13 protein-coding genes are annotated in these 14554 nt (G+C 34.1%); 7 read left to right on the forward strand and 6 right to left on the reverse strand.

The window, feature by feature from the left end; all coding sequences use genetic code 11:
- Nucleotides 1-43: 43 nt before the first annotated feature.
- The 5 genes from DM397_RS20920 to DM397_RS20940 form a co-directional block, all read right to left on the reverse strand.
- Nucleotides 44-2587, reverse strand: a complete 2544-nt coding sequence (locus DM397_RS20920) for a sodium-translocating pyrophosphatase (protein WP_111379449.1) — start codon at nt 2585-2587, stop codon at nt 44-46.
- A gap of 113 nt (nt 2588-2700) precedes the next feature.
- Nucleotides 2701-3231 (reverse strand): inorganic diphosphatase, encoded by a 531-nt coding sequence (locus tag DM397_RS20925; RefSeq protein WP_111379450.1) that lies wholly within the window; start codon nt 3229-3231, stop codon nt 2701-2703.
- Nucleotides 3232-3342: 111 nt separating this feature from the next.
- Entirely contained in the window at nt 3343-3942 is a 600-nt protein-coding gene (locus DM397_RS20930) for a DNA-3-methyladenine glycosylase family protein (protein ID WP_111379452.1), read from the reverse strand.
- A 240-nt stretch (nt 3943-4182) separates the two neighbouring features.
- Entirely contained in the window at nt 4183-6684 is a 2502-nt protein-coding gene (locus DM397_RS20935; protein ID WP_111379453.1) for a DUF5686 and carboxypeptidase-like regulatory domain-containing protein, read from the reverse strand.
- A 69-nt stretch (nt 6685-6753) separates the two neighbouring features.
- The gene (locus DM397_RS20940) at nt 6754-7731 is read right to left on the reverse strand and encodes a pyruvate dehydrogenase complex E1 component subunit beta (RefSeq protein WP_008466560.1); all 978 of its coding nucleotides are present in this window, start codon (nt 7729-7731) and stop codon (nt 6754-6756) included.
- 501 nt (nt 7732-8232) lie between these two features.
- Between DM397_RS20940 and DM397_RS20945 the strand changes: the two genes are divergently transcribed.
- The 4 genes from DM397_RS20945 to DM397_RS20960 all read left to right on the forward strand — a co-directional run bounded on the left by DM397_RS20945 (nt 8233) and on the right by DM397_RS20960 (nt 11830).
- The gene (locus DM397_RS20945) at nt 8233-8979 is read left to right on the forward strand and encodes an electron transfer flavoprotein subunit beta/FixA family protein (RefSeq protein WP_008466558.1); all 747 of its coding nucleotides are present in this window, start codon (nt 8233-8235) and stop codon (nt 8977-8979) included.
- Nucleotides 8980-9044: 65 nt separating this feature from the next.
- Nucleotides 9045-10013 (forward strand): electron transfer flavoprotein subunit alpha/FixB family protein, encoded by a 969-nt coding sequence (locus DM397_RS20950; protein WP_111379455.1) that lies wholly within the window; start codon nt 9045-9047, stop codon nt 10011-10013.
- A 165-nt stretch (nt 10014-10178) separates the two neighbouring features.
- Nucleotides 10179-10802, forward strand: a complete 624-nt coding sequence (locus DM397_RS20955; RefSeq protein WP_008466556.1) for a bifunctional nuclease family protein — start codon at nt 10179-10181, stop codon at nt 10800-10802.
- Between the two features lie 176 nt (nt 10803-10978).
- Nucleotides 10979-11830, forward strand: coding sequence for a thymidylate synthase (locus DM397_RS20960; RefSeq protein WP_111379457.1), 852 nt, complete (start codon nt 10979-10981; stop codon nt 11828-11830).
- A gap of 37 nt (nt 11831-11867) precedes the next feature.
- On the opposite strand, the gene DM397_RS20965 is transcribed toward DM397_RS20960, so the two are convergent.
- Nucleotides 11868-12164 (reverse strand): isoamylase early set domain-containing protein, encoded by a 297-nt coding sequence (locus DM397_RS20965; RefSeq protein ID WP_111379637.1) that lies wholly within the window; start codon nt 12162-12164, stop codon nt 11868-11870.
- 239 nt (nt 12165-12403) lie between these two features.
- Between DM397_RS20965 and DM397_RS20970 the strand changes: the two genes are divergently transcribed.
- The 3 genes from DM397_RS20970 (at nt 12404) to ubiE (ending at nt 14553) form a co-directional block, all read left to right on the forward strand.
- Nucleotides 12404-12748: a 2TM domain-containing protein gene (locus DM397_RS20970; protein WP_111367760.1), complete on the forward strand. Its 345-nt coding sequence runs from the start codon at nt 12404-12406 to the stop codon at nt 12746-12748.
- A gap of 11 nt (nt 12749-12759) precedes the next feature.
- On the forward strand, nt 12760-13242 hold the full coding sequence (locus tag DM397_RS20975) for a dihydrofolate reductase (RefSeq protein ID WP_111379458.1): 483 nt from the start codon (nt 12760-12762) through the stop codon (nt 13240-13242).
- A gap of 579 nt (nt 13243-13821) precedes the next feature.
- The gene (gene ubiE, locus DM397_RS20980) at nt 13822-14553 is read left to right on the forward strand and encodes a bifunctional demethylmenaquinone methyltransferase/2-methoxy-6-polyprenyl-1,4-benzoquinol methylase UbiE (protein WP_111379460.1); all 732 of its coding nucleotides are present in this window, start codon (nt 13822-13824) and stop codon (nt 14551-14553) included.
- The last annotated feature ends 1 nt before the right edge of the window (nt 14554 follow it).

Below are 14554 nucleotides of genomic sequence, written 5' to 3' on the forward strand. Positions count from 1 at the left end.
ACTTTTAGAGGCTTTTAATGTTTTAAGAAATTTTGTAAAATTATTATTTCACAGCTTCTACTTTCGCTAAAACTTCTTCTTCAGTTCCTTCAAAAACTTCGGTTGTTGTTTTTCCGTCTACTGTTTTAGTAACCGTTCCCGTAGTTTTTCCGTTAATATTTTTAACCTCAACACGAACCGATTGTTTCTCATATTTACTGGTATCAAAACAATCTGTTTTTTGATATTTTCCAGTTTTATCAAAATGAGCCAGACATTTAGCTGTTTCTTCTTCAGAACAACCTTTTTCTTTACACATTTTAATGCATTCTTCTTTTGTCATTCCAGACATATCACCGCATTTCGACATTCCTGCATGCATTTCTGTTTTAGCACAGCAAGAAGCTTTTCCTGCAATGTTTGACTCAGAATGTCCTTCTCCTAAAATTGGAGCAACAACCAATCCAATCAAACAAGTTAATTTAATCAAGATATTCATTGATGGCCCAGAAGTATCTTTAAACGGATCTCCAACTGTATCTCCAGTTACGGCTGCTTTATGTGCATCAGAACCTTTATAAGTCATTTCTCCATTGATCATAACTCCTGCTTCAAAAGATTTCTTAGCGTTATCCCAAGCTCCTCCAGCATTATTTTGAAAAACTGCCCAAAGTACACCAGACACCGTAACTCCAGCCATATATCCTCCTAACATTTCAGCAATTAACTGATTGTTATCTGCATAAACCAATTTGCCAATAATAACAATTAAAATTGGAAAACCGATAGTTAAAACTCCTGGAAGCATCATTTCGCGTAAAGCGGCTTTTGTAGAAATTTCAACACATTTTCCATATTCTGGTTTTCCTGTTCCTTCCATAATTCCAGCAATTTCTTTGAACTGGCGACGAACTTCATACACCATATCCATTGCTGCTTTTCCAACAGAATTCATCGCTAAAGCTGAGAAAACCACCGGAATCATTCCACCAACAAATAACATCGCTAAAACTGGTGCTTTAAAGATATTAATTCCGTCAATTCCTGTGAAGGTAACATAAGCTGCAAACAAGGCCAATGAAGTTAAAGCCGCAGAAGCAATTGCAAATCCTTTTCCGGTTGCTGCCGTTGTATTTCCTACTGAATCTAGAATATCAGTTCTAGTACGAACCTCTTTTGGCAATTCACTCATTTCGGCGATTCCTCCAGCGTTATCCGAAATTGGTCCGAAAGCATCGATTGCCAATTGCATTGCTGTTGTAGCCATCATTGCAGAAGCTGCTAAAGCCACCCCATAAAATCCTGCTAAAGCATACGAAATCCAAATTGCCACCGCAAACAATAATACGGTTGGAAAAGTAGAAATCATACCTGTTGCTAAACCAGCAATCACGTTTGTTCCTGCTCCTGTAGAAGATTTTTGAACAATTGCCAAAACTGGTTTTGTTCCTAATCCTGTATAATATTCTGTCACTGATGAAATAGCTCCACCAACTACTAATCCGACTAAAGTAGCGTAGAAAACACGCATTGATGAAATCGCTTTAGAACCTTCTCCAAAGAAAGTCATTTGCATTGTTTCAGGAAGCATGTGCTGTACTAAGAAGAAACAAGCAACGGCTGTTAAAACAATAGAAACCCAGTTTCCTATATTTAATGCTTTCTGTACTTGCGCTTCTTTAGCATTGTCATCTGATATTTTTACTAATGTTGTTCCGATAATTGAAAACAAAATTCCGAAACCGGCAATTGCCATTGGAAGTAAAATTGGACCAATTCCGCCAAAAGCGTCATTAATGCTTCCGCCCATATCTTTTATCACATAGTTTCCAAGAACCATTGCAGCTAGGACAGTTGCTACATAAGAGCCAAATAAATCGGCACCCATACCTGCAACGTCTCCCACGTTGTCTCCTACGTTATCTGCAATTGTAGCAGGATTACGTGGATCATCTTCTGGAATTCCTGCTTCAACTTTACCTACTAAATCGGCTCCAACGTCGGCTGCTTTTGTGTAGATTCCACCACCCACTCTAGCAAACAAAGCGATTGATTCTGCACCAAGCGAAAATCCCGCTAATGTCTCCAAAACAACTGTCATTGTATCGGTATCTTTCCAAACTCCACCAGAGAATAAATGAAAGAAAATTATAAAAAATGATGTTAAACCTAAAACGGCTAAACCAGCAACGCCTAATCCCATTACGGTTCCGCCTCCAAAAGAAACTTTTAATGCCTGCGGAAGACTTGTACGAGCCGCCTGAGTAGTTCTAACGTTTGTTTTTGTTGCGATTTTCATTCCCATATTTCCTGCTAAAGCAGAAAAAAATGCACCAAAAATAAATGCAATTACGATTAATAAATGTGTTTTTACTCCCGGAATAAAAGTAATTCCTGCCAAAGCTAAACTGGCAATAATTACAAAGATGGTTAATAGTTTGTATTCAGCTTTTAGAAAGGCTAAGGCTCCTTCGTAGATGTAATCTGAAATCTCTTTCATCTTACCGTCTCCAGCATCTTGTTTTAAAACCCAAGTCCTTTTTATTCCCATGAAAAGTAATCCTAAAACTGCCATAATAATCGGCAGGTAAATCATAAATGCATTCATAATATTTTAATGGTTTTGGTTAATAGTCAACAATCTAACTAAAACGAATTTAAACAAAAAAGCAATACTCCTGACGGCAGTATTGCTTTTTTTATATTAGAATACGGTTAAAATTATTTAATGCTAAATAATCCTGCTGGTTTATTCTCAATGTCATCAAAACGCTTTGTACACTCAGCGATAATATCGTAAGCTTCTTTCACATCTCCCCATCCTTCTACATCTACTTTTTTGTTCTCAAGGTCTTTGTAAACTTGGAAAAAGTGCTCGATTTCTTTTAATAAGTGAGCATTAATATCAGAAAGATCGTTTAATGAATTCCAGATTGGATCTGAAACTGGTACACAAATAATTTTCTCGTCTGGTCCTTTATCATCTGCCATGTGGAATACACCAATAGGCTTAACTTCCATCACACATCCAGGAAAAGTTGGTTCGTTTACCAAAACTAATACGTCAAGAGGGTCACCATCTAAAGCTAAAGTTTCTGGAATAAATCCGTAATCAGCTGGGTACATCATTGAAGAGAATAACATTCTGTCGAAACGCATTCTTTTAATTTCAAAATCGTACTCGTATTTATTTCTGCTTCCTCTTGGTATTTCGATTAATACATCGAAAGTCGTTAATTTGTCTGCGGTCATTTTCGTTTTTTATTGTTTCTATAATTTCGGTTGCAAAAATAACTAAAGAATCTAGTTTTACAATAAAAAACAAGGTTAAATTATCTTCATTAGGGTTTAAAAAACAAGCATTTAATAGGTAATTGTTCGATTTCTTTTCTTCAGGTAATAATGCCACAGCAAATAGGTTGCGTAAGAACGATACGGACTCCACTGTTTGGCATGAATTTCCATTTCTTGTTTGTCATGAATATTCAATAATTCTTTAATTGTATTAATAACTGCAATATCCCCTAGCGGAATCAAATCGGGTTCTTCCAAACAGAACATTAAATAAATATCAATTGTCCAATTGCCAATTCCTTTTAATTTAATAAGCTCTTCTCGAACTTGTTTTGCCGATTTTGAAGCCAAACTTTCAATATCTAATTCTTTGTTTAAAACTGCTTCCGCTAAAATCTTGATGTATTTCGTTTTTTGTCGACTTACTCCAAGACTTCTAAATTCCTCATCAGAAAGAACAGCCATGTTTTCAGGATTACAAGTTGTAAAAGCTTTGATTTTTAAGAATGTGGCTTTCGCCGAATCTATAGAAACCTGCTGCTCTAGAATTAATAAAACCAAAGTTTCAAATCCAGGCGGGCGCCTTGGAATTGGCGGCAATCCGTATTTTTCAATAATTTCTAGAAATATTGGATTTTTATTGGTTAGAAAGTCGATAGCTTCTTGCATGGTTCTGGATTTCGAAAGTAAATCAAAAATAAGAAAAATGAAATTAGTTCTCGCAAAGACGCCAAGTCGCTAAGTTTTTTTTCACGCAGATCTAGCAGATAAATTAAAATTTTTAAAGAATATCAAATCTGCTTTATCTGCAAAATCTGCGTGAGACAAAATATTTAAACACAAAAAAGTCGCAAAGATTTTTAAACCTTTGCGACTCTGTAACTTTGAACCTTTGTCTCTAAAATACAATTAAAAATAAAACCCGAAAGATCCTTTAATTGCAAATTTGTGCGCGTCTGGCATATCTAGATAATTTCCTCTCCAAGAAAAATCAAGACGGAAAACTTTAAAGATATTTCCAATTCCTGCATTGTACTCCCAGTATACTTTTTCAGGAGCGTTATAAGGTAATCCCGAAGCATTAATGGCACGATTGGCATCAGAAATGGTTCCATGTACCGCTCTAATTCCGACAAACTCTCTCCAATTCAGTTTTCTCATGAATGGAATTCTGGCAAACAACCTACCTCCAAAATCATGATTCCACTGCAAAGTTGTATATTGATCTGTAACGAATTCATAGAAATTCAAGTTGCTGAAAGTATTCTCAATCGTAAAATAAGTTTGGTTACCCGGAATTACACTCATCAAACCTAACGGGATTGTACCAAAAGTTTTCCCTGTTTCGATTGTAATATTCGTTCTTCCTAAAGGCCCGATAATAATTGGCTGTCTATAGAAAACTTGAATCTTTTCGTACGCAAAATCACTATCAAAAACTCCTTTTAATCCGTAGCTAAAATTCACGAAGAAATGGCTAAAAGGGCTATCAACCAAACTCCTTTCTACACCATAACCGATAGTTTTTCTGTTTGGCATAAACTCAAACTGAATATTAGCTTCAGATTGTTTTACCATGCTTTCAACAACTCCAGCTGGATTTGCCGCGGTTGGTAAAGTTGTATAATAATCTAAACTAAATGTTTTTGATGCCGATTCTAATGTTCGATATGAAAGTCCTGCCGAGACAATAAAATTCTTTTTAGGCTCCATTTCTACAGAAACGTTACTCAAATTAATATTGGTCAATTTTCCGTTACTTCCTGTCGTAAACAGCGCAGAAGAGGCAAAACTTCGTCCTAAAACATCATTTGTGGTGGTTAAACTGGCACCTATTTGTTCAATATCGCGCCTGTTTCCTCCAGAAATAATAACTCGGTTTTTCTTATCAACCATCCATTTTCCAGAAACACCGTATTTAAATTTATTATCATCAAATCCGTAAGCTGTGTAAGCTTGAATACGCCAAGGATCATTTGGTCCAAAATAGGTTCTTCCACCAACTCTTAGCCTTATACCTTCGACTTCATTATATCCGAAAGTGGAGAAAATTGGTCCATAATCGAAGTTTTTAAATTCAATGTAACCGCTTCCTAAAATCGAAACGAGATTATACAGCTGTTTAAATCGCTTGACGGTTTGCAATGTATCAAGCATTTTATAAATTCCCTGTTCGTCTTTATTTAGTTTTTCAAAACGATTTTCTTCCCAGAATTCAGGCGGTCGTTCATAAACGGCATTGTCTATAAAATTGACTTCTTCTTTATAAAACTTCTCAGGTTTCTGAATGTTGAATTTATGGTTGCGGTATAAAGTTGTTCTTTTACCGTAAACTCCTTTTGATTTTTCTTTCTTGTTTAAAGCAAAATCAGACATCATGTAATCACGAGTCAAAAGGAATACAGAATCGTTTTCAACCTCAAATTCCTGTTCGATATAAATATCTTTTACCCAGTTAATATTGGCACTTTTAGTTACACCCATATTAATTTTCTTGATGGCAAAAGTGGTATCGTTAACCCAGAAGTCACCTTTAAAAGTCAATTCATTTTTACGTCTCGGATAAAATACAATATTATAACACCATTTTTTATCTACAAATGCACTATCTTTTAGAACATAATTGTAAACATCGATTCCTGTTCTTGAAAGTGGACTTGTAAAACTTTTATCAAAAAATTTAAGATGATTATCGTAAATATTATAATCTGAATAAAGATCTTTTACAAAAGACAGGATCTGCTGATTTCCGTTAAAACCAGACATTTTATTTCCAGTCAGATTTTCTTTTACTTTCTTTAATTTGTTATCTCCATAAACATCATAAACCGATTCGTTGATAAAAATTGGCAAATAAGTTTTCCCTGTAACATCAGAAGTATCAACATGATTAAAGATAAACTCCATTCCTTTAAAAAGCTTATTCTTCATGAATGCACTATCAATAGTGTTCATGTCAAATTCTACTTTTTCATATTTCTGCATTTGATATTGATTAAACAGGTACAGACCGTTTTTACGTTTTCTTTCCCAGATTTTTCTCAAAATATCCAATGCTGGATTGTTCTTCTTTGACGTTTTTCCGGTATAAATTACAACTTCATTAAGTACTTGTTCTTCAAACAAAACAATTTTGAAATTGTAATTGACTGCTTTTTCCAAAGGAACTTCCTTATCTGAAAATCCTGCCGAAGTTACCATAAGTGCTGTATAAGTATTTGGCGACTCTAAATAAAAACGTCCGTCTTCATTAGAAACGATTCCAATATTAGAACCTTTAAATACCACATTTGCAAAAGGTATCGGCTGATTGCTTTTGTCCAAAACAACTCCACTCACCTTAGTTTGTGCAGTAGCGACATTCGCAAAAGCAAATAAAAAATATAAGAGAAGTAGAGTTAATTTGTTCATTATAAAGTAAAAAAAAACTTCACCAATCCATTCTGTCTGATGAAGTTTTATGAGTATTTTATATTTGTATTATTTGTATAATACTTTTTTTACTGCTTTTACTACATCACCTGCATTTGGTAACCAGTCTTTTAGCAATACTGGAGAATACGGTGCAGGAGTATCTGCAGTTGTAATACGTTGAATTGGCGCATCAAGGAAGTCGAATGCTTGCTCTTGAACAATATAAGAAATCTCAGAAGAAAGGCTGGCAACTGGCCAAGCTTCTTCAAGAATAACTAAACGGTTTGTTTTTTTAACCGATTTTAAGATCGCATCTTTGTCCATTGGACGAACAGTTCTTAAATCGATAATCTCACAAGAGATTCCTTCTTTAGCTAATTCATCAGCAGCGATAAAAGCTTCTTTGATGATTTTTCCGAAAGAAACAATAGTTACATCAGTTCCTTCACGTTTAACATCAGCAACACCAAGAGGAATTGTGTATTCTCCGTCTGGCACTTCACCTTTGTCTCCGTACATTTGCTCAGATTCCATGAAAATAACTGGATCGTTATCACGGATAGCAGATTTTAAAAGTCCTTTTGCATCATAAGGAGTTGAAGGAACAACAACTTTTAAACCTGGAGTATTAGCAAACCAGTTTTCTAAAGCTTGTGAGTGAGTAGCTCCTAATTGACCAGCAGAAGCTGTTGGTCCGCGGAAAACGATAGGCACATTAAATTGTCCTCCTGTCATCTGACGCATCTTAGCAGCGTTATTTATAATTTGATCAATACCAACTAAACAGAAGTTGAATGTCATATATTCTACAATAGGTCGGTTTCCGTTCATTGCAGAACCTACTGCAATTCCTGAAAATCCAAGCTCAGCGATTGGAGTATCGATTACTCTTTTTTCACCAAACTCAGCAAGCATTCCTTTAGAAGCTTTGTAAGCTCCATTGTATTCTGCAACCTCTTCTCCCATTAAATATATGGATTCATCGCGACGCATTTCTTCGCTCATCGCTTCACAAATGGCCTCTCTAAATTGTATTGTTCTCATATTTTATATTGTATGTTGAATTTTCTGAAAAGCAAAAATAAATATTTTAAATAACTTAAAAGCAAAAATTGAATTTAAAATCGCATGAACTTCTATCTGTTCTCAGGTTTTAACTTTTTAAACTTTATTGTGATAATTACGAAATCGATATAATAGCGTATTATCAACACTTAATTCTTTCTAAAATATTTTTTAGACAAACTTTTATCGATTTGTTTAATTCTTGTCTCTCCAAAATTCATTCATCTAAACGTAAAAAACCAAAAGTTAGTATTTCTCATACATAATTAATTTGCTCTCCAACTATCGGTTATTGCAAAATTCCTAACAATCAGACAAAATGAATATTGTTTTATTTTTAGATTCCGATGAAATTCACTCCAAACTGCATAATCAGCGAAATCGTAATAGTTTTAAAAAATATTATGCATGCATAGTATAATTATTCCAAATTAAATTCTAAATTTGTAAAAGCATATTATAAATTCAAAATATATACTTATGAAAATACTAGTTTGCATCAGCCATGTGCCTGATACTACTTCAAAAATCAACTTTACCAACGGTGACTCAGAATTTGACACTAATGGAGTACAATATGTAATTAACCCTAACGACGAATTCGGTCTTACACGCGCTATCTGGTTTCAAGAGCAACAAGGTGCAAATGTAACGGTTGTAAACGTTGGAGGTCCTGATACTGAACCAACTTTACGTAAAGCATTAGCAATTGGAGCAAACGAAGCAATTCGTGTGAATGCTAATCCTACAGATGGTTTCTTCGTTGCAAAACAATTAGCAGAAGTAATTAAAAATGGCGGTTACGATCTTGTAATTGCTGGTAAAGAATCTTTAGATTATAACGGAGGAATGGTTCCTGGAATGATTGCTGGAATTTTAGGATACAATTTCTTAAACTCTTGTACAGCTTTAACTGTTGATGGAAACAATGTAAAAGCTGTTCGTGAAATTGATGGCGGAAAAGAAACTGTAAGCACTACTCTTCCTTTAATCATTGGAGGTCAAAAAGGCCTTGTTGAAGAAAAAGACTTACGTATCCCAAACATGAGAGGAATTATGACTGCAAGAACAAAAGCGCTTACTATTCTTGAGCCAGTTGATGCAGCGGTAAATACAAAAGCGGTAAAATTTGAAAAACCAGCTCCAAAATCAGCAGTAAAACTAGTTTCTGCAGATAATTTAGATGAGTTAATCAATTTATTACACAACGAAGCGAAAGTAATCTAGTAATCAGTTTTCAGTCGCGGTTTTCAACTTGAAACCTGAAACTTTAAACCTCAAAACAAAAAATCATGTCAATATTAATATACGCAGAATCTGCAGAAGGAAAATTTAAAAAAGTTGCTTTCGAATTAGCTTCTTACGCTAAGAAAGTAGCTGAATCATTAGGAACAACTGTTACTGCTTTAACAGTAAACATCAGTGATGTTAGCGAGTTAGGCAAATACGGAGTTGATAAAGTTTTAAAAGTAAGCAACGACAAATTAGCTGGTTTTAATGCAAAAGCTTACGCTGATGTTATCAAACAAGCTGCTGAAAAAGAAGGAACAAAAGTAGTATTGCTCTCTTCTACAACAGATAGCATTTATCTTTCACCGCTAGTTGCTGTGGCTTTAAATGCTGGTTTTGCTTCAAATGTTGTAGGATTGCCAGTTAGCACTTCTCCATTTCAAGTAAAAAGAAACGCTTTCTCAAACAAAGCTTTCAACATTACACAAATCGATACAGATGTAAAAGTTCTTGGTTTAGCTAAAAACTCTTACGGACTTTTTGAAAGCACAGGAGCTGCTGCCGCAGAAGACTTCAATCCAACTGTTGGTGACAATGACTTTGGAGTAAAAGTAGAATCTGTAGAAAAAGTATCTGGAAAAGTTTCTATTGCTGACGCAGATATCGTAGTTTCTGGTGGACGCGGATTAAAAGGCCCTGAAAACTGGGGATTAGTAGAAAATCTTGCTGCTGTTCTTGGCGCTGCCACTGCTTGTTCTAAACCAGTTTCAGATTTAGGATGGAGACCTCATAGCGAGCACGTTGGGCAAACAGGAAAACCAGTTGCAACCAACTTATATATTGCTATAGGTATTTCTGGAGCAATTCAGCACATTGCTGGTATTAACTCTTCTAAAGTAAAAGTAGTGATCAATAACGATCCAGAAGCTCCTTTCTTCAAAGTTGCTGATTATGGTGTAGTTGGAGATGCTTTTGAAATTGTGCCACAATTAACAGAGAAATTAAAAGCTTTCAAAGCTCAGCATTCTTAATACAAAGAATTCTCTTTAAAAATATTGCTGCCTAAAAACAAGATGTTGTATCTTTGTTTATAGGCAGCTTTTTTGTTCCATATTTTTTGATTAAAATTGCAGCTTTATTTTCCAAACCAAAATAGTATTAAAATAAGGTGCTAAGTGCCTTTTTTACAAACATATATGAGTCTAGTAAAATTATCCATAAAAGGAATTTCATACAGTCAAACTCAAAATGGCGCTTATGCCTTAATTTTGAATGAAGTCGACGGCGAAAGAAAATTACCTATTGTTATTGGCGCTTTTGAAGCCCAGTCGATCGCTATTGCTCTAGAGAAAGAAATAAAACCGCCACGTCCGTTAACACACGATTTATTTAAAAATTTTGCCGAAAGATTTGATATCGTGGTAAAACAGGTTATCATTCACAAATTGGTTGACGGTGTTTTTTATTCAAGTTTAATCTGCGAAAGAGATAAAATCGAAGAAATTATCGACGCAAGAACTTCTGATGCTATTGCTTTGGCACTGCGTTTCAACGCTCCTATTTTTACCTATAAAAACATCTTGGACAAAGCTGGTATTTATTTAAAATCAAATACTGCTGAAACAGATTCTGGCGCTCAAGAAATTGATGATGTCCTTTCAAACCCTGAAACTTTTGGACATGAAGAAGAAAGCAACCAATCTGGAGACGTTTACGCAAAACATTCTTTACAAGAATTAAACGAGCTTTTAGACCAAGCCGTTTCTCAGGAAGATTACGAAAAAGCAGCAAAAATTAGAGACGAAATCTCTAGAAGATAATTTTTAAGCTTTAAGCTATAAGCAATAGGCTATAAGCTAAAAGACGAAAGATACAGCAAACGATTACAATATAAAAAAGCTTAAAGCCTAAAGCTTAAGGCCTAAAGCAATACAAAAACAAGCTAAAAGCATTAGGTAAAAAGCCTAAAGCTTAAAGCCTAAAGCCTAAAGCAAAAATGAAACAATACTTAGATTTAGTAAAACACGTTTTAGAAAACGGCAATCAAAAAGGAGACCGTACCGGAACAGGAACTAAAAGCGTTTTTGGCTACCAAATGCGTTTTGATTTAAGTGAAGGTTTCCCAATGGTTACAACCAAAAAACTTCATTTAAAATCCATCATTTACGAATTGCTTTGGTTTTTAAAAGGAGACACCAATATTAAATACCTTCAGGAAAACGGAGTAAAAATCTGGGATGAATGGGCAGATTCTAATGGCGATTTAGGGCCCGTTTATGGTCATCAATGGCGCAACTGGAACAGCGAAGAAATCGATCAGATTTCGGAATTAATCACTGAATTAAAAACAAATCCGAACAGCCGAAGAATGCTGGTTTCTGCATGGAATCCTTCGGTTCTGCCAGATACCAAAAAATCTTTTGAGGAAAATGTAGCCAATAACAAAGCGGCTTTACCTCCTTGCCATGCATTTTTTCAGTTTTATGTAGCAAGCCCAGATCCTGAAAAAGGTGAAACAAAAGGAAAACTTTCTTGTCAATTATATCAACGAAGTGCCGATATCTTTTTAGGAGTGCCTTTTAACATTGCTTCGTACGCATTGTTGACCATGATGATTGCACAAGTATGCGACTTAGAACCAGGTGAATTTATTCACACATTTGGCGACGCGCATATTTACAACAATCATTTTGAACAATTGGAACTGCAATTAACGCGTGAACCAAAACCATTACCAAAAATGATTTTAAATCCAGAGATTAAAAACATTTTTGATTTTGATTTTAATGATTTTACACTTGTAGATTACGATCCGCATCCTGCCATTAAAGGTAGTGTCGCTGTATAAAACAAAAAATCCGCTTTAAAAATTAAAGCGGATTTTTTTATACAATTAAAACACTGTTTTCACTTCCAGCAAAGTCATTCCATTTATAAGAATCGGCTTCTGGATCATTCACATAATTCCCGTCAACTAGATACTTAAATTCGTAAATCGCATCTTTCACCAAATCGTAAGTTGCTTTAAACGTTCCGTTTTTCAACTTGCTCAAAGCTCCTTCTGAGGCATTCCAGTTATTAAAATCTCCAACCACCGCTGCCGAATCAGCATCTTTGGCATCTATTGAAAATGTAACTTTAACAACCGGCTTCGTTTTGATAAATTGTTTTTTCAAAGACATAACTATTTCGTTTTTAGATTTATACATCTAAAATTAATTAAATTCAGCGAAACACTAACTACCGCTAGAACCGATTTATGATAATACTAAAAACAACATATTTTTTTCGCTTTATTGGTAATTTAAAGCGGTTAAAATTTTGTTTTTCAAATTCTTAGATTATTAAAAAGCAAATATTCTATACCCAAAATATTGTCTTTCGAAAATAAATTCTAACTTTATAATCTCATTTTTATCTTATGGAAAAAGAAGTGCACGAACAATACGAATACGCTAGACGCCGATTAAGACAAAAAAAGGTCTTATATTTTCATTTTGTACTTTTCCTGCTTGGAAGTTTATTTTTATTTATTGCCAATAGATTTTTTGGCTTTGGACAAGGCACAAGTCAAAACTGGTGTATTTGGGGAATCACTATCTGGCTTTTCCTTTTTATTCTTCATTTCATAAAAGTGTATATAACCGACCGTTTTATGAATAAAAAATGGGAAAGAGAACAAATTGACCGCTTAGTTGCTTTACAGCAAAAAAGAATCAGCCAGCTTGAATCTTCTATCAACGAAGAGAATGAAAATAAAATTTAGTTAAGCATACCATGATTATAATGATAGCGGCTGCGGCCGAAAATAATGCGCTTGGAAAAAACAACGAATTAGTATGGCATCTGCCAAATGATTTTAAAAGATTTAAATCGCTTACAACTGGTCACCATATTATTATGGGAAGAAAAACTTTTGAAAGTTTTCCGAAACCGTTACCAGATCGCGTTCATATTGTAATTTCACGTCAAGAAAATTATAAACCAGAAGGATGTATTGTAGTAGATAGTATTGAAAAAGCAATTGCTATTTGCCCTGAAAATGACGACAGTTATGTTATAGGCGGTGGTGAAATTTACAATCTTGCCCTTCCATTTACTGATATCATTGAACTAACCAAAGTGCATCATTCTTTTGATGCAGATGCTTTTTTTCCTAAAATAAATAAAAGCGAATGGGTCTTGGTAGAATCTGAAGAAAATTATAAAGATGAAAAACACCTTTATGATTATACGTATGAAACTTACATTAGAAAATAAATAAAAAACATCCTCTTTTTAGGGAGGATGTTTTTAAATAATTGATTTTTGAAGCCTAACTCGCTCAAGAAGAATTTTGTTTAAAAAAAATCACAAATGTCGAGAAACATATGTAAAACTGAATAACATTTAATGTTATTTGAGACCTAAGCCTCAAACGCCTCTAATAACAAATACCACTAAGATATTAAAGGCAGAAAATTAAAATTTCCAAAAACAAATTTAATCCTAAGAACGTACTTTGTGCTTAAATATAGTATTTCCCCCCAAGAACAATACTTACAAAACTCTTTCATGAACAAATGAAATTACCAGCACAAAAAAAGTAATCATCTGTTTAAGTCATGGCGACATTATCAATCATTAAAACTTAATCATTTTTACTTGAACAAAGTTGCTCATAATAACGCTATTAGACAATACCAAGATTTAGGGATTTTGGCAAAATACCTAGATTTAGGGATGGCAAAATGCTGGCTTAATCTCTTTTAAAACAAATCCTCCAAAACATTTATTTTACAAATTAAAAAACTCAATTACAGTTAAACTAGATTGTTTATATTTGCCTAAATAAAAAAAATGTCTGAAAAAATAACTCCGTATAAAGACTCTTCTTTAGGTAAAAAAGAGCAAGTAACCCAAATGTTCGATACCATTTCTGGAAATTACGATAATCTTAATCGTGTAATTTCATTTGGAATCGACGTTAAATGGCGCAAAAAAGTATTAAAAATAGTATCAGACAAAAAACCAAAAGTTATTCTTGATATTGCAACTGGAACTGGCGACTTGGCCATTTTACTTTCACAAACTAATGCCGAAAAAATTATTGGACTAGATATTTCTGCAGGAATGCTAGAAGTGGGAAAAAAGAAAGTAGAAGAAAAAAAACTTTCGAATGTAATTGAACTAGTTTTAGGTGATTCTGAAAATATGCCATTTGAGGACAATTATTTTGACGCTATCACAGTTGGTTTTGGAGTAAGAAATTTTGAAAACCTAGAGAAAGGCTTCTCAGAAATCTTAAGAGTTTTAAAGCCAAATGGCGTATTTGTTATATTGGAAACCTCTGTTCCGGATAAATTTCCTTATAAACAAGGCTACAATTTCTACAGTAAAAACATACTTCCGTTAATTGGAAAATTATTTTCTAAAGATAATGATGCTTATGGCTATTTGTCTGAATCAGCTGCTGCTTTTCCTTATGGAGAAGCCTTAAACAATATTTTAAGAAAAACTGGGTTTATAGATGTTGTGGCAATGCCTCAAACTTTTGGTGTCGCAACAATTTATTCTGCATCTAAAAAATAGT

Origin of the sequence: Flavobacterium nitrogenifigens, assembly GCF_003254565.1 — a bacterium.
Lineage (GTDB): Bacteria > Bacteroidota > Bacteroidia > Flavobacteriales > Flavobacteriaceae > Flavobacterium > Flavobacterium nitrogenifigens.